We start from the raw sequence: 19,366 nt of genomic DNA on the forward strand, positions 1-19,366 counted from the left end.
ACTAGATGAAACTAATCGAAAGGCTCGGCAACGTCGGCCCTGGCCGCTGCCGGGCTGTGGGAGGGATCTGCATGCCCAACGATTCGACCCGGCTCGGCCCGCGGTCGGCGGAGCTCAGGCGGCGGGCTGCCGCCCGGACCCCGGGCGGGGTCCACTCGAACGTCCGCCTCACCGGCGCACAGGAGTTCATCGAGCGCGCCAAGGGAGCCTGGCTGTACAGCGTCGACGGGCGGGACTACGTCGACTACCTGCTGGGGCAGGGGCCGAACTTCCTCGGGCACGCACCCGACCACGTCGTCGACGCGGTCTCCGATGCCTGCCGGCGTGGCGTCATCTTCGGCGGCCAGCACGAGCTCGAGGTCCAGGCGTCGGAACTGGTGTGCCGCGCGGTCGGCTGGGCGGACATGATCCGGTTCGGCGTGTCCGGCACCGAGGTCGTGCAGGGCGCGCTACGGCTGGCGCGGGCCGCGACCGGCCGCACCAAGGTGATCCGGTTCGAAGGGCATTACCACGGCTGGCTCGACAACGTGCTGACCGCGGCGCGGGACGGCCACTGGGGCGTGGCCACGAAGGGGCAGGTCGCCCGCCATCTCGACGATTTCATCGTGCTGCCCTGGAACGACGCCGAGCAGGTCGCCGACGCGCTCGACCGGCACGGTGAGCAGGTCGCCGCGGTGATCATGGAACCGGTGATGATCAACGCCGGGGTCATCGAACCACTGCCCGGGTACCTCGAGGCCGTCCGGCGGTTGTGCGATCGGCACGGGGTCGTGCTGATCTTCGACGAAGTGATCTCGGGCTTCCGGCTCGGCCTCGGCGGTGGCGCGGAACGCTACGGGGTCCCCCCGGACCTCGCGACGTACGGGAAGGCCATCGCCGGCGGGTTCCCGGTGGCCGCGCTCGTCGGCCGCGCCGAGCTGATGTCCCGGTTCGGCACCGGGGAGGTCAACCACTCCGGGACCTTCAACGGCTCGGTGATGGCGACCGCCGCGGTGGCCGCGACGGTGACGAGCCTGCTGGAGGATCCGCCCTACGAGCGGGTCGCCAAGCACGGCAGGACGCTGATGGTGGGACTGCGGGATCTCGGTATCGAGCACGGCCTGCCCCTGCGGGTCGAAGGTCTCCCGGCGGCGTTCCACGTCTCGTTCGGCGACGCCGAGGTCCGGGACTACCGGACGTTGCAACGACTCGACCTGGCGCGGTACGAACGTCTGTCACGGGTGCTCGTCGAGCACGGCCTGTGGGTGACCGGCCGTGGTGTCTGGTACGTCTCCGCCTGCCACGGCGAGGAGGAGCTCGACGCCGCGCTCACGCGGTTCGAGAAGGCGCTGCGCGACGGGGCGGGACGATGACCGGCACGGTGAGCCGGGACGGCAACACGTCGAAGTTCTCGTCGTTCGTGCGGGCGGGCGATCTGGTCTTCGTCTCCGGCCAGGCGTCGGTGGACGAGAACGGGTCCATCGTCCCGGGAACCTTCGCCGAGGAGATGCGCCGGTCGTTCGCCAACATCATCCGGGTGCTGGCGGACGCCGGACTCGAACTGTCCGATGTGGTCAAGGTCGGCGCCTACCTCCGGGACGCGGGGGATCTCCCCGAGTTCAACCGGCTGTACACCGAGTACTTCACGGATCCGTTGCCCGCGCGGACCACGATCACCGGCTGCCTGCCGGAGAGCATCCGGTTCGAGGTCGACGTCGTCGCCCACGCGGGAGACAGATGATGCGCTTCGCGACGCTCGGGCTCTACCACGAGGCGAACACGTTCTCACCGCTGAAGGCCGACCGGCGACTGTTCGGCAACGGCGGCGTGGTGCGTGACGGGGAGATCGTCCGCGACTACGCGGAATCGGCGACGACCCTCGGCGGATACTTCTCCGCGGCGCGGCGGATGGGCATCGAGATCGAACCGATCCTCTTCGCGTTCGTGACACCGATCGGTGCGATCACCGAGGACGCGTTCGAGTGGCTGGTGGGCGAGATGCTCGCCGAACTACAGGCTCGCGGGCCCTGGGACGGCGTGCTCCTGAACCTGCACGGGGCGGCCGTGGCCGAGCACCTGCACGACGCCGATGGTGAGATCGCCACGCGCGTGCGGCGGGTGGTCGGTCCGGACGTACCCGTCGGAGCGGTGCTGGACCTGCACGCGAACGTGTCCAAGCGGCTGGTCGACGCGCTCACGGTGACGCTCGTATACCAGACCAACCCGCACGTGGACGCGAAGGAACGCGGCATCGACTGCACGAGGCTGGTCGCGGCCGCGGCACGCGGTGAGATCCGGCCCGTGCAGGCGCTCGTCCCGCTGCCGCTCGTGGTGAACATCGCGCGGCAGGACACCGCCGAGGAACCGATGGCGGGCCTGGTGGCCAAGGCGCGGGAGGTGGCAGGCTGGCCGGGTATGCTCTCCGCGAGCGTCGTCGAAGGATTCCCGTACGCCGACGTCCCGCAGATGGGGATGTCGTGCATCGCCATCCACGACGGCGACGAGTTCGAGGCGACCGTGGCGGCGCAGGAACTGGCCAACCAGGTCTGGAAACGGCGCTCCGGTCTGCAGGCGCAGGGGCTCGCGGTGAGCGAAGCGCTCGACATCGCGGTGCGTGAACCGGACGGACCCGTGGTCCTGCTGGATGCCGGGGACAACATCGGCGGTGGGGCGCCCGGTGATTCGACCGTGATCCTGCAGGCGGCTCTCGACCGCGGGGTGCCGCCGCTGGTGCAGACGCTCTGGGATCCGCACTCGGCGCGGCAGTGCATCGAGGCTGGGGAGGGTAGCGAGGTGCACCTTCGCGTGGGGGCGAAGCACGTGCACTCCGCCGGGCGGCCGGTTCCGGTGCACGGGACGGTTCGCGCGGTGTCCGACGGCCGGTTCGAGGAGCCGGCCGCCACGCACGGCGGGTTCCGCTTCTTCGACCAGGGTCCGACGGCCGTCCTGGACACCGCCGAGGGACACACGCTGGTCATCGGCTCCAAGGCCGTCATGAACTCGAGCCTGCAACAGCTGCTCAGCGTCGGCGTCGACCCGGCGCGCTACCACATCGTGGTGGCCAAGGGCGTCAACTCGCCCCGCGCGGCGTACGGCGCCATCGCGCGGCGGATGGTCGTCGTCGACACCGAGGGCATCACCGCGATGAACCTCGGCCGCTTCACCTACCGGCACCGGCGCAAGCCGTTGTACCCCTTCGAAGCAGCGGAATTCCCGGAGTAGACGGATGAAACTGATGCAGGTGGGCGCGCCCGGCCGGGAGCGCCCCGTGGTGCTGGAGGACGGCCGCCACTACGACCTGTCCCCGTTGACGCCCGCCGTCGACGGCGCCTTCCTGGAGCGGGGCGGCCTGCGCCGGGCGCGGGAGGCGCTCGACGACGGCGTGCTGGCCGAGATCGACATCGTCGGGCTGCGGATCGGGGCTCCCATCGCGCGGCCGGGTGCGGTGCTGTGCATCGGGCAGAACTACGCGGCCCATGCGGCCGAGACCGGCGATCCGCCACCCGCCGAGCCGATCCTGTTCCACAAGTCGCCGAACACCGTGGTCGGGCCGTACGACGAGGTGCTGATCCCGCGCGGTTCGGAGCGCACCGACTGGGAGGTGGAACTCGGCGTGGTCATCGGGAAGCGCGCGCGGTACCTCGAATCGCTCGGCGACGCGCGGGACTGCATCGCCGGGTACGTCACCTCCAACGACGTGTCGGAACGCGCCTTCCAGCTCGGCAGGCCGGGCGGGCAGTGGTCCAAGGGCAAGTCGTGCGAGACGTTCAACCCGCTCGGGCCGTGGCTCGTCCCCGCCGACGAGGTGCCGGATCCCCAGGTGCTCGAACTCCGCTCCTGGGTCAACGGCGAACCGCGCCAGGACTCGAAGACCTCGGACATGATCTTCACCGTCGACGAGATCATCTGGCACCTCTCGCAGTTCCTGGTGCTCGAACCCGGCGACCTGGTGAACACCGGCACGCCCGAGGGGGTCGCCCTGTCCGGGCGGTTCGGCTACCTGCGGGCGGGCGACGTCGTCGAAACCGAGGTGGCCGGACTCGGCCGTCAACGCAACGTGTGCGGGCAGGCCTGATGACCCTCGACCGCGATTTCGCCGCCGCCCTGGCCGACGTGGTCGGGGCCGATCACGTCCGTCAGGCGCCCGGCGATCTCGCGGTCTACGCGCACGACGCCACGCCGCTGTTCCACCACCCGCCGGACGCGGTGGTCTTCCCGGCCACCACCGAGCAGGTCGCCCGCGTCCTGAGGCTGGCCACCGAACACCGCGTGCCGGTGGTGCCGCGCGGCTCCGGCTCGAACCTCTGCGCGGCGACCGTCCCGCTGCGCGGCGGGATCATCCTCGCGCTGACGCGGATGACGCAGATCCTGGAGATCAGCTCCGAGGAGCTGCTGGCGCGGGTGCAGCCGGGGGTGACCACGGCCCGGCTCGCGGACGCCGCCGCGGCGCGGAACCTGTTGTACGCGCCCGATCCGGGCAGCCGGACGACCGCCACGATCGGCGGCAACATCGCCACCTGCGCCGGCGGCCTGCGTGGCCTGAAGTACGGCGTGACGCGCAACTACGTGCTCGGGCTGGAGGCGGTGCTGCCGACGGGCGAAATCGTCCGGACCGGTGGCCGGTTGTGGAAGGACGTCGCGGGCTACGACCTGACGCGGCTGCTCACCGGGTCCGAGGGCACGCTCGCGGTGATCACCGAGGCCACGGTGGCGCTGTTGCCCGCACCGGCCGAGAGCAACACGGGCGTGGCCTACTTCGAATCGCTCGCGGACGCCTCGCGGGCGGTCGGCGCGATCCTCACGTCCGGAATCGTACCGGCCACTTTGGAGTTCCTGGACCGCAAATGCGTCGCCGTCGTGGAGGAGTACGCCGGGCTCGGATTGCGGCTGGACGCCGGTGCGCTGCTGCTGTTCGGTGAGGACGGTCCGATCGAGGTCGTCGCCGGGAACATGGTGCGGATGCGCAAGATCTGCGCCGAGGCCGGGGCGCTCGAGGTCACGGTGGCGGAGGACGTCGCGCGTGCCGAGGCGCTGCTGACCGCGCGCCGGTGCTCGCTGCCGGCGCTGTCGCGGCTCGGCTCGCTGACGATCCTGGAGGACGTCACGGTCCCGCGGCCGCGGATGCCGGAGATGGTCGAGCGGATCGACGAGATCGCCGAGCGGTTCGACCTGCAGATCGCGACGTTCGGGCACGCCGGGGACGGCAACCTGCACCCGACGTGCGTGCTGGACCCGGACGACGAGGATGCGGTGGGACGGGCGCACAAGGCGTTCGCCGAGATCTTCCGCACGGCGATCCGGCTGGACGGCACGATCACCGGCGAACACGGTGTGGGCGCGGCGAAACTGCCGTTCCTCGCCGACCGGCTCGGGACCGTCCAGCTCGGGTTGCTGCGCCGGATCAAGACCGCGTTCGACCCGGCCGGCGTGCTCAACCCCGGGAAGCTGGGTTCATGATCTTCGCGAAACCGCTGCTGGACCGGTGCATCTCCTGCGGCTACTGCCTGCCGGCCTGCCCGACGTACGCGATGACGGGGGAGGAGGCGTCGTCGCCACGGGGGCGGATCTCGCTGATGCGCGCGCTGGAAACGGGGCAGCTGCCGGAGGACGACGGCACGCTGGCCGAGCAGGCGTCGTTCTGCCTCGGGTGCCGGGCGTGCGAACCGGTGTGCCCGGCGGGGGTGGAATACGGGAACCTGCTGGAGCAGTGGCGGGACCACCAGTGGCGTGGCAGGCGGGGGCCGCTGCGCGCCCGGCTGCTGATGGCCGCCGTCGCGCGCCCGTGGCTGCTCCGGGTGCCGGGCCTGGTGCGCCGGCACGCGCGGACGGCCGCGCGCGCGAGTGGGCCGTCGCTGATGCTCGGGTGCGCCGAACGTGCCTTGTTCCCACGGGTTTCGCGCGCGGCGCGGAAGCTGGCGCCCGAGTTGGCGGCGCCGCCGCGGCAGGGGTGCTGCGGGGCGTTGCACGCGCACAACGGGGATTCCGCGGCGGGTGCGCGAATGGCGAAGGAACTCGGCGAGGTCCTCCCCGGCACGATCGTGACGACCTCCGGGGGCTGCGCGACGCACCTGGCCGCCCACCTCGGCCGGCCACGAGTCCGCGAACTGAGCGAATTCGTCGTGGAGACCGACGTTCTGCCCGCCGTGCCGTTGCTCGTCGACGGCCGTCCGGCGCGGGTCGCGCTGCAGGACTCCTGCCACCTGCGCAACGGGCTCGGGGTGTGGCGCCAGCCGCGGGAGCTGATCCGGGCGGTGGCGGAGTACGTCGAGCTGCCGTCGGCGGCCACCTGCTGCGGCGCGGCGGGCACCTATTCGATCTTGCGGCCGCGGGACAGCGCGAAAATACTGGCGGTGAAAATCGCCGAGATCGAGGCAGCCGGGGTCGACTTCGTGGTCGCGGTGAACCCGGGGTGCCTCCGGCAACTGCGTTCTGGCCTGCGGAAACGGGGTTCGTCGGTGCGGGCGGTCCACCTGGCGGAACTGCTCGAGATCGCCTCGAAATAGGCGGGACCAGATCTCCAGACAGACTTGTCTGGAAGCTGCTTCTGAGTACTATAGGCGTCCTGAAACGTGAGTTTCAGTTTACGACACTCGGATGACCCGACTGGTCCGGGGTGTCGAACATCTTGCCAACGGCGACGAAACGTAGACCATGTTGACGCGACCCCTGGAGCAGTACGAACTATTTCATTCCTACGACATCGACCAAACCCGCGACCTGATGTCCCGGGTGCTGTGCGAGCACTACCTCGATGTGCTCGACCCGGCCGCACAACTCGACGCGCGAATGAATTCTACATGTCTGAGCGAGGTTCTCCTCAATTATGTGGAATACGGCGCGCCGGTGTTCGTGGATCCGGGCCGCACGCGTCAGTTCTTCGTGGTACAGGCGCACCTGCGGGGAAGCGGCGTCGTGCGCTCCGGCCGCGAGCAGGTCGCCGCGAGCCGGAAGCGCATCGTGGTGACTTCCCCGGAGGAGGCGCTGCGGATGTCGCTGACCGGCGACACCGAACTCGTCCTCGTCAAGATCGGGACGAACCTGGTCGAACGGGTCCTGTGCGACCTGCTGGGTGCCGAACCCGGCCTCCCGATCAAGTTCGAGCTGGGGATGGACGTGGCAGGGGGACGACCGCAACGGTGGTACCAGACGCTGGTCCGGGAGATCGTTTCCCTGGGCCGCCCGGGCCAGTGGACCGCGAGCCGGTGGTCCGCGAGGTTCGAGGAGTGGCTGGTCACCCACCTGCTGGTGCTGCAGCACAACAACTACTCGGAGCGGCTCGCCCGGATCGCCGCGTACCCCGCACCCGCTCGCCTGGTGACCCGGGCGACCGAGCTGGTGCGCGCCGATCCGCAGGCGGAGTGGACGCTGTGCTCCCTGGGGGGTGCACTGGGCGTGGAGCCGGGCCGGCTGGATTCCGGCTTCCGCCGGCACCGGGGCCTGGCGGTGCCGGAGTTCCTCGGCCGCGAGCGCCTGCGTGCCGTCTACCACCTGCTGCGGAACGGCAATCCCGACGAGATCCGGCTGAGCGAAGTGGCCCGGTGCTGGGGCTTCCATGACCACTACCGCTTCGCCAGCAGGTACACCGCGACGTTCGGAGAGACCCCCGACCGGACTCTCCGCCGATGAACACCCGCCGCTTGACCCCGAACGGAGATCCCGAGCAATGAGCGGCTTCCACTTCGCCTACATCCGCACCGCCGACCCCGTTCTCGCCGTGCAGGCCGCCGAGCCGGTCCTCGGACCGCACGAACTCCTGCCGGAGGGCTTTCCGAAGGAGATGGATCTACGAATGCATCGTCACGAGGGCGACCATCTGAGCTCGGCCATCGTCACCTACGGCCGGGACGTCGTGGTCCGACTCGGTGTTCCGCGCACCGCGTACACGACCGGCATCGTGGTGAATGGCCGGTGCGTATTCCGGGTCGGATCGACCTACCTCGAGGCCGTTACCGGAGACGTCGTCACCGCCTCGCCCGGGGACGCCTTCGGCTTCCAGGCCGGGGCGAACTGCTACCTCAAACTCGTGCGCGTCGAGCAGCGGGCGATGCACGTCCGGCTCGCTCGGATCACCGGCAGCTGGCCGGCCCGGCCGATCCGCTTCCACCCCACCATCACCCGGCTCACTGGCCGCGGTCAGCCGCTTATCACCAGTGCCGAACGGTTCTTCGGCCGGTCGAAATCCCGGTTCGCGCGCCACTCCGACGAGATCTTCGTCAACTGGCTGCTGCGTCACCAGCCGCACGAGTACAGCGAGCTGATCGGTCCACGGGCGGCCGAGGTCGGCCCGCTCGTCAGCGACTTCGGCAAGGTGCTCCTGCAGGCCGCGGACCCGGACAAGGAGGTGAGCGTGACCGAACTCGCCCGCGACGCGGGAGTCTCCGAAGCGGAGTTCGTGCGGATCTTCCGCCACTACGAGGGGTGCCTGCCGGAGGACTTCCGCCAGGGGATGCGCTTGGAACAAGCCCGGCGGATCCTGGTGGTGGGCCGTGAGCCGCTGGTCACGGTCGAGTACGCGGCTCGGCGGTCCGGATTCGGGGACCGGGAGGAGTTCTGGATCCGCTACACGCAGCGCTTCGGCGAGACCCCACTGGAAACCCTCGACCGATTGGAGTGACTGTTGCGGCCGCTTCGGGTGCCCGATGTCGTCATCGCCCACCACCACAAGGGATTTCCGCCGGCCTCGCCAGGGGTGGGGGTGAGGGGCCTGCGTGGGCTCGACGTGCTCGCCGGCGACTTCCTCACCCCGCTGCTCGTGCTCCGGAAACCTGAGCTCGACCACAACCTCGCGGCGATGCAGCGGTTCTGTGAGCAGCACGGGCTTTCCCTCGCCCCGCACGTGAAGACCACGATGTCCCCGGAGATCGCGCAGGCGCAGATCGAGCACGGCGCCTGGGCGCTCACCCTCGCCACGCCCACCCAGCTGGCCGCGTTCCGCCGGCTGGGCGCGGACCGGCTGCTGCTGGCCAACGAGTTGTGCGATCCGGTGGCGATCGAGTGGCTCGGCGGCGAGCTGGACGACGACCCCACGTTCACCTGCTACTGCTACGTCGATTCGATCGACAGCGTGGAGGTGCTCGAGAAGGAGCTCGCCCGTGGGGTACGCGCACGCAGGTTGCCGGTGATCGTCGAACTGGGGGTGCCGGGTGGGCGGACCGGCGCACGCGGTGTGCCCGCGGCCTGGCGAGTCGCCGAGCGGGTCCTGGCCTCGTCTTGGCTCGAGCTTGCGGGTGTCGGGGGGTTCGAAGGTGTGGTCCCCGGTGCCTTGGGCGCGCACCTGCTCGATGACGTGCGTGCCTGGCTCCGCGGGCTGACAGAACTGGCGGATCGCGTTCTCGCGGAGCATCCCGCGTCCGGCGAGTTCGTCGTGACGGCCGGCGGGACCCAGTACATCGAACTCGTCGCGGCTGAGCTGGGGCCGGGCTGGCGGAACGGCCGTCCGATCCGGGTCGTTCTGCGCAGCGGGTGCTACGTCACGCACGACTCGCTGGGCTACGAGCAGTACCGGAAGCTGCTGGCGACCGAGTACCCGCTGATGCCGTTGCGTTCGAGCCTCGAACTGTGGTCGCGCGTGTTGTCCCGGCCGGAAGCGGACCTGGCCATTGTGGACTTCGGCAAACGGGACACCGGCATGGACTCCGGCTTCCCGGTGCCGTTGCACCGGATCCGCCGCGGCACAACCGGTCTGGCGAAGGCGCCACCTGGTGAGGTGGTGGCGATGAACGACCAGCACGCTTACTTCCGCGGTGCGAACGACCTGGAAGTCGGCGACCGCATCGGGTTCGGCATCTCGCATCCGTGCACGACCTGGGACAAATGGCGGGTGGTGCCGATCGTCGATGACCAGTACGTGCTGACCGGCCTCGCACAGACCTTGTTCTAGGCCGGTCAATCCACTTCCTGGCCGGGCCACCACTGGTCCAGCAGCTCCATGCGCGCGTCGACCAGGGCGGGGTTTCTCAGGTCGACCAGGTGGACTCCCCGCCAGCGTTGGAAGCCGATGCGCTCCAGCATCGCGCCGGCGCGCAGGCTGCACAGTTCCGCGGTGATGCGGTCCGCGCCGGGGAGGGTGAAGTCGAGCGGCGAGACCCGGCACGCCGCCAGGCGCGCGTTCGGCGACAGGATCCGGAGCGCGCTCGCGATCAGTGCGGCACCCAGACCGTGCCCGCGCCACGGCTCGGTCAGTTCGACGCGCCGCAGGACCACCATGCGCGGCGGTCCCTGGCTGATGCGCGCGTCCAGTTCGGGGTGCAGCTTGCCCTGGTCCGGATCGATCACCGTCTCGGCGATGAACTCCAGCGCCCACTCCCCGAGCACGACCGAATCCAGCAGGTTCCGTTCCTTGGTCAGATCGGCGATGACGAGGGCGATGTCGCCGACGTGCCGGAGCTCCTCGGGGCAGACGTCCAGCTCCGAGACGTCCGCCGAGACGTCCCATTGTTCCGGTTGCTCGTCCTCGTCGTCGATCTGCCACCAGAATCGGCGGTGGGTCAGCTCGAGTTCGATCGACAGAGGGTTCGCAGGCAGATCAGGAACCACGAGCCCTCCTCAGCGTCGCGCGAATGCAGATGCACGTGCATCCGCACTCTAGATGACGGCGGCGGGAAATGCCGCTTGGGCGGGAGGAGCTGTCGCGGTCCTTTTCCGGCGCGGTTCGCAATTCCGCCCGGAAGAACGAGTGAAAAGAGTTCACGAATCCCCCGAAGCCGCTCTTCTGCGGCCCTCGTCGGCGATGAAGGTGCCCTTTGAGCGGATGGTGAACACCAGGCCGCGCTCGCGGAGGATGTGGGTTGCGTGGCGGGCCGTGCCGAGTGACACGCCGTACTCCGCCGCCAGCCGTCGTTCCGCGGGGAGTGGCGTGTTGGGGCGCAGCTCACCGGCCTCGATGCGGGCCGCGAGGTGGTCAGCCATCATCTCGTAGATGTAGCCCGGAGCGTCTGGATCGAAGTCTGGGACGGTCACGGGAGGAAGGTAGAACGGCGTTAAAAGGCGGGGATTTCACGGTTGCTCCAAGATGCGCCTGTGCGCGCTATGACGGGGTTGATCACGGGAGGACGCGCACTGTCACCCTACCGGGCGGGGAAATGCGAAACGGGTGCCGAATTCGTCAGTTGTTCACTGACGTCACCCAGCTGGGTTAGCCAAAATGGGCGCACATTTCTCACCGGACTTGATTCGGCGCCCGCAACGGGTCATGGCCCTGTCCGCGCAGGATCTCGAAACGGTCGGTGCCCGGCCAGCTGTTCACCCAGCTCGACCCGGGCACGTCCTTCGCGCGCTTCTTCAGCGGCGCCAGCAGCCGCGAGACCTCGCGGTAGGACTTCGCCGCCGTGCCCGCGCACACGACCGTCGCCAGTGACACCGTGACCGACAGGTGCTCGGCGGTCCACGGGGTGCCCAGCAGGGTGTCCGCGACGGCCGGGATCTCGTCGATGTCGCACGCGATCAGGAAGTCGTCGCCGCCGACGTGGCTCACCGTGACGCTGCGCAGCTTCGCCGCGAGGTCCGTCAACGCCCGCCCCAGCGCGCGGATCAGGTCGTCGCCCGCCGCGAAGCCCACCGTGTCGTTGATGCGCTTGAACGAGTCGACGTCCAGCCACGCCACGACCAGCGGGCGGCCCGCGGCGATCCGCCGGTCGACCTCGCGGGCGACCGTGTCGCTGCCGGGCAGCCGGGTCAGCGGGTTCAGCGCGGCCGCCTCCTCGATCTTCGCCTCGGCCATCGCGCGCACGATCTCGGTCACGAACACCACGCCGAGGCACTCGCCGTCCGGGCCGACCACGATGATGTCGTCCCCGCTGCGGGTCAGGCCGGCGTCGGCGACCAGGTCGAGCAGCTCCAGCGCGCCCGCGCCGGTGCGGATCGTGCGCGGCGGGTCGGCCAGCCGCGCGGCCGCCTTGTTCGCGTGCAGCGCGTGCCCGAACGGGCCGGTCAGGTCCAGCAGGAACCGGGCCCGGTCGATCGACCAGCGCGGCCGCCCGGCACGGTCCAGCCCGACGATCCCGCTCGGCGCGTCCTGGTCGAGCAGCACCCGCCGGACGTCGTCGCACGTCGCGTCCTCGGGCAGGGTGGTCGCGGGGTGCCGGAAGTCGTCCACGCGCGGCGCCGTCGTCGGGGTCAGCGGCACCGGCAGCGCCGGCTCCGGGGGAGCCGTGACCAGTCCGGCGGGCATCGCGCCGGCACGGGCCGGGGCGAACAGGTTGCCCTGCACGATCCGCACGCCCAGCCGGCGCACGGTGGCGAGCTGCTCCTCGGCCTCGATGCCGGTCGCCGCCAGCCGGATGCCGGTCCGCGAGGTGAAGTGCACGAGCGATTCGACCAGCGCGACCGTCGCGTCCTCGCCGGGCAGCCGGCGCAACGCCGTGCGGTCGAGCTTGACCAGGTCGACGCGTGCCTCGGCGAGCAGGTTCAGCGGCAGGTCGCCCGCGCCGAGCCCGTCGAAGGCCAGCCGGAACCCCAGCTCGCCGAACCGCTGCATCCCGGCCAGCAGCGCCTTCGGCGACACCCCGTGGAACGGCGCGCCGATCTCCAGGACGATCTCGCGCGGGCGGCGCCCGGTGTGCCCGAGCGACTCCAGCAGCGGGTCCAGCACCAGCTGCGGCGCCGCGGCCGACAACGCGGTCAGGTTCAGGTGCAGGGGCAGCAGCGTCTCGTGAGCCGCCTCGGCGCGCACCGCCTGCGCGGCCAGACCGGCGTCGACGGGGACCAGCCGCCCGCGGCGCTGGGCGGCCCGCAGCAGGTCGTGGACGCGCCCGGCGGCCGGCCGGGCGAGGGCTTCCACACCGACGACGCCGCCGGTGTTCAGGCTGTAGAGCGGTTGGAAGGCGAAGCCCACGTCGTCGGCCGCTGCTGGCACACCGTGAATCCTCCGCCGCCGCGGGGCCGGGACGGCCGGATCGCGCGCCGATTGTGGCCCAGCTCACCACGGGAGGCGAACTGGCCCCTACCGTCGCGGCCCGCGATCGCACCAGGCTGGTCTGGTTGTCCGAATTGACCAGCGAGGAGCTGCCCGTGCCGCCCTTCATGGAGCCGTTCCGCATCAAGGCCGTCGAACCGATCCCGTTCCCCACCGCGGCGGAACGCCGGGACGCGCTCGTGTCGGCCGGCTGGAACCTCTTCCGCGTCCCGGCCCGTGCGATCACGATCGACCTGCTGACCGATTCCGGCACGGCGGCGATGTCAGCCGCGCAGTGGTCCGCGCTCATGCTGGGCGACGAGTCCTACGCGGGCGCCCGCTCGTTCGAGCGGTTCGAGGCCGTCGTGCGCGACCTGACCGGCTACGCCGAGATCCTGCCGGTCCACCAGGGGCGGGCGGCCGAGCGGATCCTGCTCGGCCTGCTGCTGCGTCCCGGTGACATCTCGGTGAGCAACACGCACTTCGACAGCACGCGCGCGGCCGTGGAAGCCGCCGGCGCGCAGGCCGTCGACCTGCCGGTGCCGGTCGGGCCGGGCGAGCTGAACCCGTTCGGCGGGGACCTGGACACCGGCCGGTTGCGGGACCTGCTGCGCCGCTCGGCCGACCGGGTGAAGTGCGTCGTCCTCACCATCACGAACAACGCCGGCGGCGGGCAGCCGGTCTCGGTGCGCAACGTGAAGGCCGTCCGCCAGCTCTGCGACGCCCACGGCATCCCGCTGTACCTGGACGCGTCGCGGTTCGCGGAGAACGCGTACCTGATCACCGAGCGCGAGGACGGCTACGCGCACCTGACGCCGCGCGAGGTCGCCCGCGTGGTCTTCGAACTCGCGGACGGCTGCTGGGCCAGCCTCAAGAAGGACGGGATGGCCAACATCGGGGGCTCGTCGCGTTGCGCGACGCCGGTCTGGCCGCCCGGGCCCGCGAGCAGCTCATCGCGTTCGAGGGTTTCCCGACCTACGGCGGGCTCGCCGGGCGTGATCTGGAAGCGCTTGCGCAGGGGCTGCTGGAGGTCACCGAGCCGGACTACCTGCGCTACCGCGCCGAGTGCGCGCGCTGGTTCGGCGAGCAGCTGGGCCTGGCCGGCCTGCCGGTGCTGCAGCCGACCGGCTGCCACGCGGTCTACGTGGACGCGGGCGCGATGCTGCCGCACATCGCGCCGCAGCAGCTGCCGGCCACCGCCGTCGCCAACGAGCTCTACCTGGCCGGCGGGGTGCGGGTCACCGAGCTGGGCACGCTGGTCTTCGGCCACCGGGACCCCGACGGCGGGCCGGACGTGCCCGCGCCGCGCGAGCTGGTGCGGTTCACGTTGCCGCGCCGGGTCTACACGCTCAGCCACCTGGAATACGTCGTCGACGTCGCCGAGACCGTCTGGTCGAAGGCGGACCAGTTGACCGGTTACCACATCGTGGAGCAGGGAGGTGCGCTACGACAGTTCACGGCGGTCCTGCGACCGGCCGCCGAGTAGTAAAACCCCTGATCAACGGGGTGCGACGCGACGGATGCAAATTGCAGTCAGCAAATTCGCCCGTTCGTCGGTAGCAATTGAACGGCCAACAACGGAGAGTGGTGCAGTGGAGGTGTATGGGAGTCGGCGCCACCGTACGTTGATCTTTTTCGACTGCCCGGGACATGACAGTACTGCCGTTGGACAAGTACCGGCTCTTCCACTCGCGCGATGTCGACGACACCCGCGAGCGGGTGGGCCGCATATTCTGCCCGCACTCGATGAACACCGTCGGCCGCAACCCGCGGCTGAACACCAGGGTCAACTGCCGCCGTCTGGAGAACGTGGCGATCGCGGTGGTCGCCTACGGCACCGACGTGCGCGTCGAGCCGGGCGAGCTCGGCTCCTTCTTCGTCGTCCTGGCTCCGGTGATCGGCCGGGGCATGGTCCAGTGCGGGCGGGAGCAGACCAGCACCGCACCGGACACGGCCGGCGTGGTGGGCGCGGACGATCCGCTGCGGATGCGGTTGTCCGGTGACTGCGCCCAGTTCGTCATCCGGATCGAGCGGCCGGCGCTGGAGGCGCGCCTGGCCGAGCTGATCGGCGGCTCGGTGCCGGAACCGGTGCGGTTCCGGCTGGGCATGGACATCACCCGCGGCTACGGCCGCAGCTGGTACCGGGAGCTGGCCTACGGCGTGTCGGAGCTGGACCAGCCGGACACGATGCTCACCCACCCGGCCGCCGTGGCGCAGTTCGAGCGCAACCTGATCACCGGGCTGCTGCTCGCGCAGCCGCACAACTACACCGCGATGATCGAGGGCCGGGACCGTCCGCTGCCCTCGCGCTCGTTGCGGGAGGCGCTCGATCTGATCCACAGCCGCCCGGAGGCCCCGCACACCCCGGCGAGCCTGGCGCACGAGGCCGGGGTGAGCGTGCGGGCGCTGCAGAAGGCCTTCCGGGAGCAGCTGGGCAGTTCGCCCAGCGAGTACCTGCGCGGGGTGCGGCTGCAGCGGGTGCACGACGAGTTGTCGGCCGCTCAGGTGGAGGTCACGACAGTCGGGGAAGTCGCGAGCAAGTACGGGCTGATGCACCACGGCCGCTTCGCGGCGGCCTACCGGGACCGGTTCGGTGAGTCACCCAACGCGACGCTGCACAGACGGCCTGGCCGTCCGACTCGAGTGTGAAGGGGCGAATCGTGTGTGATTTCGAGACTGCGCGCCGGACGGGCCGGGCCGGCCGGATGGCGCGCCGAGTTTCCGTGTCATGAGCGGCGAGATTGCCGTGGCTGCCCGCGACTCGATGCCGATCGGCCGGCTGATCCGGTCCGCCCGGCACGAGCGCGGGCTCACCCAGTACCAGCTCGCGGACGAGCTCGTCACGGTCTCGGGCAACGAAAGCCTGGGCCGTGGCGAGGTCTCGCGCTGGGAACGGGGCAAGCGGGTACCCGGCCCGTACTGGCAGCGCCACCTGAGCCGGGTGCTCGACGTGCCTCCGGACGAGTTGCGGGCGGCGGCGCGAACGGCGAAACAGTGGCGACGGCTCCAGTGAAACACAACCCCTGATTTCCCGATCCCGCTTTTGCCATTTTTGCAGCGACCGTTTCGCTGTTCTGGTGCAGGAGTGGGAGTCGCCATGGGAAAGTCGTTGGTCACGCTGGTCAACCCGAATCTCGTCCATCCCCCGATCACGCCGTACGCATTGGACATCCTGACCACCTCCCTGGAGGCCGACGGGTTCGATGTGGACGTCGTGGACCTGACGTTCCGGCGGGACGACTGGGGGACCGTCCTGCGCGAGTACTTCGGGCGCCACCAGCCGATGCTGGTCGGCGTGACGGTGCGCAACACCGACACGATCTACGCGCAGCAGCAACGCGGTTTCCTGGCCGACCACCGGGCGATCATCGACGAGATCAAAACGCTCAGCGCGGCCCCGATCATCGCGGGCGGTGTCGGATTTTCCTCGATGCCGTTCGCGTTGGTCGACTATTTCGACATTCCGTTCGGGGTGAAGGGGCCGGGGGAAGGAATCATCGTCGGTCTGGCGAACGCGTTGCTGTCCGGGAATTCGCCGGACACCGTGCCCGGGCTGCTGGTCAACCGCGGCGGCGGGCGCGTGGAGAAGATCGTGCCGAAGCTCGGCCGCCGCGGCCGTCCGCTGGCCTCACCGCTCAACGCGACCACGAGCTACACCCGCCGCTCCGGCGTGCCGTGGAAGGTCGACAACCTGCGGTACTACCGCGGCGGCGGGCTGGGCAACATCCTCACCAAGAACGGCTGCGCCTACTCGTGCGCGCACTGCGTCGAGCCGGACGCGAAGGGCACGTACTTCACGCGCCGCGCGGTGGAATCCGTGGTCGACGAGATGGAAGCGCTGACCGCACAAGGTGTATACGACCTGCACACCACGGACAGCGAGTTCAACCTCGTGATCGCGCACAGCAAGAACGTGCTGCGGGAGATCATCCGGCGCAAGGACACCGATCACTCCACGCCGCTGCACAACCTGAAGCTGTGGATCTACGCGCAGCCCACGCCGTTCGACGACGAGCTGCTCGACCTGTTGGTGCGGGCCGGGTGCGCGGGTATCAACCTCGCCCCCGACCACGTGCGTGACGACGTCCTCGACGGCTGGAAGGTCTCCGGCGGCGGCCGCCGGTTCTACACCTTCGACGACGTGCGCGCGCTGTGCGCCCGGATCGCGAAGGCCGAGCTGCCGGTGATGGTCGAGGTCCTGCTCGGCATGCCGGGGGAGACGGCCGCGACGATGACCGACGCCGTCCGCCGCACCCTCGACCTGGACGTCGCGGTCGCCGGCTACAGCCTGGGCATCCGCGCGTTCCCGTACTCGCCGCTGGGGATCCGGATGGCCGAGCGGTGTGCCGGCCGGCGCACTCTGCCCGGTCTGCAGTCGGACTCGGCGGTCGAGCCGATCGTGCTCAAACCGCGGGCGATGTGCGCGTCGATCGTCGAGTACGAGCGGCAGTTCGCGTTCGACGACGCCGGGCGCTTCCGGCCGGTCTACTTCCTGTCCCCGGACCTGCCCGAGGACCCGGCGACGATCGCCGCGCCGAACGGCCGGTGGGTCAACAGCGTGCGGTTGCTGTGGGACCTCGTGCCGTCGTCGGAGTACCACCGCGTCATGCTGCCGACGCTGCCCGGCCTCACCGAGGACGACAACAACTACGCGGACAACCCGTTCCTGCTCAAGCTCATCGAGCTCGGCTACACCGGCGCGTTCTGGTCGCACTGGCCGCACCGGCACGCGATCATGTCGGGCGCGGTGGCCTGACCAGGGACTATTTCGATCCGAACACGAGACCTTGAGCTGCCGCGAAGGTTACGTAGACTTTGCCGCGGCGATACGCCCCAGATCCCGCTGCGTCGGCCGGTTCCTCAGCGTCGAGGAGCCGGCCGGCGCAGCCGCCCCGCTCTCAGCACACGTGCTTGGCGCGCAGGACCGTGGTGAGCGCGTCGGTCACCCGGTCCGCGGACAGCGTCCGGTCGGCCGCCGCCTTCTCCATCGCGTCCAGCACCGTCGACACCCGGCCGCCCGAGGACCACAGCGCCTGGTCCGCGCCGGACTGCACGGCCTTCACCACCGCCTGCGGCAGCGGGTAGCGCTGGGTCACGGCCTTCATCGCGCCCAGGTCGTCGGTCAGGACCGGGCCGTCGAAGCCGAACTCGCCACGCAGCAGCCGGTAGGCCGCCGGGGACAGCGACGCGGGTTCGCCACCGGTCAGGCCCGGCACGTCGAGGTGGCCGACCATCACGGCGGCGTCGCCGAACTCCGCCAGGTGCCGGTACGGCCGCAGGTCGTTGTCCCGCAGTTCGTCCAGCGGCGGAGTGGTCACCGCGCCCTGGTGCGAGTCGCCGGTGGCGCGTCCGTGGCCGGGGAAGTGCTTGAGCACCGGCTGGATCCCGGCGTCGGCCAGGCCGGCCGCGAAGGCCTGGGCGTAGCGCCGGGCGGTGTCCGGGTCGGCGCTGAACGAGCGGTCGCCGATGACCTCGCCGGCCGCGGCGTCGGTGAGGTCGAGGACCGGCGCGTAGTCGACGGTCACCCCGCGCGCGGCCATCGCCCGGCCGCGCTCACGGGCGAGTTGGCGGACCTCGTCGGTCGTCATGGTCGCGGCCATCTTGCGGGCGCTGGGGATCGAGCCGTCCAGGTCGTCGAGCCGCTGGACCCGGCCGCCCTCGTCGTCGATCGCGACGGAGACGGGCAGCCGCGCGGCCTGCTGGACCTGGTCGAGGGCCTTGTTCTGGAGCAGCGCGGTGGCGTTGCCGCCGAGGAAGATGCCGCCGATCTGCTCGGCGCGCACCAGGTCGGCCGCACCGCGCGGATCCGACGCGTCGACCCCGACGACCACCAGCTGCGCGAGCCGCTGGCGGGGCGTGAGCTGGCCGATCACGGTCGCGCACGCGTCCGGCCCCTCGGCCGCGGCGATGCGCGGCTGCGGTGTGGGCGGGGCGGTCGGCGCGGCGGCCGGGGGCTGCTGCTCGGCTTCGTCGCCGCTGGCGTAGACGACCACGGCGGCGAGCAGGGCCCCGGCGGCCAGGACGAGCAGCAGTCGCCGGGTCAGGGGCTGGGCCGGCCTCATCGGCTGTCGGTGTTCCTTCCTGGCGGAATGGGGTTCGCCGCCACGGTAACCCAGCGGGTGGCGGGTCAAACGGGCCGTCGCCGGACCGGGTGAGGCCGGGCACGTGTGTGCTCACCCACGCACGGGTAGCCGGGAAGCATGCGAATCCCGCGTGACCGGCCTCGCACCCGCGAGGAATACCAGCGGGGCCTGCCCGGCTACCACGATCCGACCGCCGGGTTCGGTGGCGCCGCGCCCGCCTACAGCGCGCTGACGCTGCGGATCTGGCTCGCCGCGATCGGCATCCTCCTCGCCGCCGGGGCCGCCGTCCTGTTCGCCACGATCGAGATGTGGTGGGTGACGGTGCTGATGTCCCTGGTGGCGGTGGGGCTGGTGATCGACCTGGTCTGGGTCGTGCACCGCAAGCGCCGCGGCGAGCCCGGTTGACGCGCCC

18 protein-coding genes and 1 pseudogene are annotated in these 19,366 nt (G+C 70.6%); 15 read left to right on the forward strand and 4 right to left on the reverse strand.

Annotated elements, in window-relative coordinates:
• Positions 1-71: 71 nt before the first annotated feature.
• The 9 genes from L1857_RS04385 (at position 72) to L1857_RS04425 (ending at position 9,859) form a co-directional block, all read left to right on the forward strand.
• Positions 72-1,352: an aspartate aminotransferase family protein gene (locus L1857_RS04385; protein WP_094003640.1), complete on the forward strand. Its 1,281-nt coding sequence runs from the start codon at positions 72-74 to the stop codon at positions 1,350-1,352.
• A complete protein-coding gene (locus tag L1857_RS04390; protein ID WP_094003641.1) occupies positions 1,349-1,720 on the forward strand; it encodes a RidA family protein in 372 nt (123 codons plus the stop codon). The genes L1857_RS04385 and L1857_RS04390 overlap by 4 nt, the downstream gene beginning before the upstream one ends.
• Complete coding sequence (locus L1857_RS04395) at positions 1,717-3,201, forward strand: M81 family metallopeptidase (protein ID WP_116111578.1); 1,485 nt, start codon at positions 1,717-1,719, stop codon at positions 3,199-3,201. The genes L1857_RS04390 and L1857_RS04395 overlap by 4 nt, the downstream gene beginning before the upstream one ends.
• A gap of 4 nt (positions 3,202-3,205) precedes the next feature.
• Positions 3,206-4,054: a fumarylacetoacetate hydrolase family protein gene (locus L1857_RS04400; protein WP_249464511.1), complete on the forward strand. Its 849-nt coding sequence runs from the start codon at positions 3,206-3,208 to the stop codon at positions 4,052-4,054.
• Complete coding sequence (locus L1857_RS04405; RefSeq protein ID WP_116111580.1) at positions 4,054-5,436, forward strand: FAD-binding oxidoreductase; 1,383 nt, start codon at positions 4,054-4,056, stop codon at positions 5,434-5,436. The genes L1857_RS04400 and L1857_RS04405 overlap by 1 nt, the downstream gene beginning before the upstream one ends.
• Positions 5,433-6,482 (forward strand): (Fe-S)-binding protein, encoded by a 1,050-nt coding sequence (locus tag L1857_RS04410; protein WP_094003645.1) that lies wholly within the window; start codon positions 5,433-5,435, stop codon positions 6,480-6,482. The genes L1857_RS04405 and L1857_RS04410 overlap by 4 nt, the downstream gene beginning before the upstream one ends.
• A 148-nt stretch (positions 6,483-6,630) precedes the next feature.
• Positions 6,631-7,605, forward strand: a complete 975-nt coding sequence (locus L1857_RS04415) for an AraC family transcriptional regulator (RefSeq protein ID WP_094003646.1) — start codon at positions 6,631-6,633, stop codon at positions 7,603-7,605.
• Between the two features lie 37 nt (positions 7,606-7,642).
• Positions 7,643-8,593 (forward strand): AraC family transcriptional regulator, encoded by a 951-nt coding sequence (locus L1857_RS04420; protein ID WP_158224393.1) that lies wholly within the window; start codon positions 7,643-7,645, stop codon positions 8,591-8,593.
• An 81-nt stretch (positions 8,594-8,674) separates the two neighbouring features.
• Positions 8,675-9,859 (forward strand): type III PLP-dependent enzyme domain-containing protein, encoded by a 1,185-nt coding sequence (locus tag L1857_RS04425; RefSeq protein ID WP_116111581.1) that lies wholly within the window; start codon positions 8,675-8,677, stop codon positions 9,857-9,859.
• 5 nt (positions 9,860-9,864) lie between these two features.
• Here L1857_RS04425 and L1857_RS04430 read toward each other — a convergent pair whose 3' ends face one another.
• From L1857_RS04430 to L1857_RS04440, 3 genes are all read right to left on the reverse strand, one after another.
• The gene (locus L1857_RS04430; protein WP_094003649.1) at positions 9,865-10,515 is read right to left on the reverse strand and encodes a hypothetical protein; all 651 of its coding nucleotides are present in this window, start codon (positions 10,513-10,515) and stop codon (positions 9,865-9,867) included.
• Positions 10,516-10,665: 150 nt separating this feature from the next.
• Positions 10,666-10,938, reverse strand: coding sequence for a winged helix-turn-helix domain-containing protein (locus L1857_RS04435; RefSeq protein WP_233157072.1), 273 nt, complete (start codon positions 10,936-10,938; stop codon positions 10,666-10,668).
• Positions 10,939-11,137: 199 nt separating this feature from the next.
• Entirely contained in the window at positions 11,138-12,832 is a 1,695-nt protein-coding gene (locus L1857_RS04440; RefSeq protein WP_116111582.1) for a GGDEF domain-containing protein, read from the reverse strand.
• A gap of 167 nt (positions 12,833-12,999) precedes the next feature.
• Between L1857_RS04440 and L1857_RS35330 the strand changes: the two are divergent.
• From L1857_RS35330 to tsrT, 5 genes and pseudogenes are all read left to right on the forward strand, one after another.
• Positions 13,000-13,716: pseudogene (locus L1857_RS35330) on the forward strand (tryptophanase); the annotation flags it as partial.
• 65 nt (positions 13,717-13,781) lie between these two features.
• On the forward strand, positions 13,782-14,357 hold the full coding sequence (locus L1857_RS35335; protein WP_283258005.1) for a PLP-dependent aminotransferase family protein: 576 nt from the start codon (positions 13,782-13,784) through the stop codon (positions 14,355-14,357).
• A gap of 164 nt (positions 14,358-14,521) precedes the next feature.
• A complete protein-coding gene (locus L1857_RS04450; RefSeq protein ID WP_233157074.1) occupies positions 14,522-15,520 on the forward strand; it encodes an AraC family transcriptional regulator in 999 nt (332 codons plus the stop codon).
• A gap of 79 nt (positions 15,521-15,599) precedes the next feature.
• Complete coding sequence (locus L1857_RS04455; protein ID WP_094003652.1) at positions 15,600-15,884, forward strand: helix-turn-helix domain-containing protein; 285 nt, start codon at positions 15,600-15,602, stop codon at positions 15,882-15,884.
• 84 nt (positions 15,885-15,968) lie between these two features.
• Entirely contained in the window at positions 15,969-17,627 is a 1,659-nt protein-coding gene (gene tsrT / locus L1857_RS04460; RefSeq protein ID WP_158224394.1) for a tryptophan 2-C-methyltransferase, read from the forward strand.
• Positions 17,628-17,769: 142 nt separating this feature from the next.
• On the opposite strand, the gene L1857_RS04465 is transcribed toward tsrT, so the two are convergent.
• Entirely contained in the window at positions 17,770-18,933 is a 1,164-nt protein-coding gene (locus L1857_RS04465) for a glycoside hydrolase family 3 N-terminal domain-containing protein (protein WP_116111583.1), read from the reverse strand.
• A gap of 138 nt (positions 18,934-19,071) precedes the next feature.
• On the opposite strand from L1857_RS04465, the gene L1857_RS04470 reads away from it, so the two are divergent.
• Entirely contained in the window at positions 19,072-19,359 is a 288-nt protein-coding gene (locus L1857_RS04470; RefSeq protein WP_094003654.1) for a DUF6343 family protein, read from the forward strand.
• Positions 19,360-19,366: the final 7 nt, after the last annotated feature.

It is taken from the genome of Amycolatopsis thermalba (assembly GCF_023376025.1).
Lineage (GTDB): Bacteria > Actinomycetota > Actinomycetes > Mycobacteriales > Pseudonocardiaceae > Amycolatopsis_E > Amycolatopsis_E thermalba.

Coding starts and splice junctions, on each gene's coding strand:
- L1857_RS04385 (WP_094003640.1), top strand. CDS start 72: ATGCCCAACGATTCGACCCGGCTCGGCCCGCGGTCGGCGGAGCTCAGG.
- L1857_RS04390 (WP_094003641.1), top strand. CDS start 1,349: ATGACCGGCACGGTGAGCCGGGACGGCAACACGTCGAAGTTCTCGTCG.
- L1857_RS04395 (WP_116111578.1), top strand. CDS start 1,717: ATGATGCGCTTCGCGACGCTCGGGCTCTACCACGAGGCGAACACGTTC.
- L1857_RS04400 (WP_249464511.1), top strand. CDS start 3,206: ATGAAACTGATGCAGGTGGGCGCGCCCGGCCGGGAGCGCCCCGTGGTG.
- L1857_RS04405 (WP_116111580.1), top strand. CDS start 4,054: ATGACCCTCGACCGCGATTTCGCCGCCGCCCTGGCCGACGTGGTCGGG.
- L1857_RS04410 (WP_094003645.1), top strand. CDS start 5,433: ATGATCTTCGCGAAACCGCTGCTGGACCGGTGCATCTCCTGCGGCTAC.
- L1857_RS04415 (WP_094003646.1), top strand. CDS start 6,631: ATGTTGACGCGACCCCTGGAGCAGTACGAACTATTTCATTCCTACGAC.
- L1857_RS04420 (WP_158224393.1), top strand. CDS start 7,643: ATGAGCGGCTTCCACTTCGCCTACATCCGCACCGCCGACCCCGTTCTC.
- L1857_RS04450 (WP_233157074.1), top strand. CDS start 14,522: ATGACAGTACTGCCGTTGGACAAGTACCGGCTCTTCCACTCGCGCGAT.
- L1857_RS04455 (WP_094003652.1), top strand. CDS start 15,600: ATGAGCGGCGAGATTGCCGTGGCTGCCCGCGACTCGATGCCGATCGGC.
- tsrT (WP_158224394.1), top strand. CDS start 15,969: ATGGGAAAGTCGTTGGTCACGCTGGTCAACCCGAATCTCGTCCATCCC.
- L1857_RS04465 (WP_116111583.1), bottom strand. CDS start 18,933: ATGAGGCCGGCCCAGCCCCTGACCCGGCGACTGCTGCTCGTCCTGGCC.
- L1857_RS04470 (WP_094003654.1), top strand. CDS start 19,072: ATGCGAATCCCGCGTGACCGGCCTCGCACCCGCGAGGAATACCAGCGG.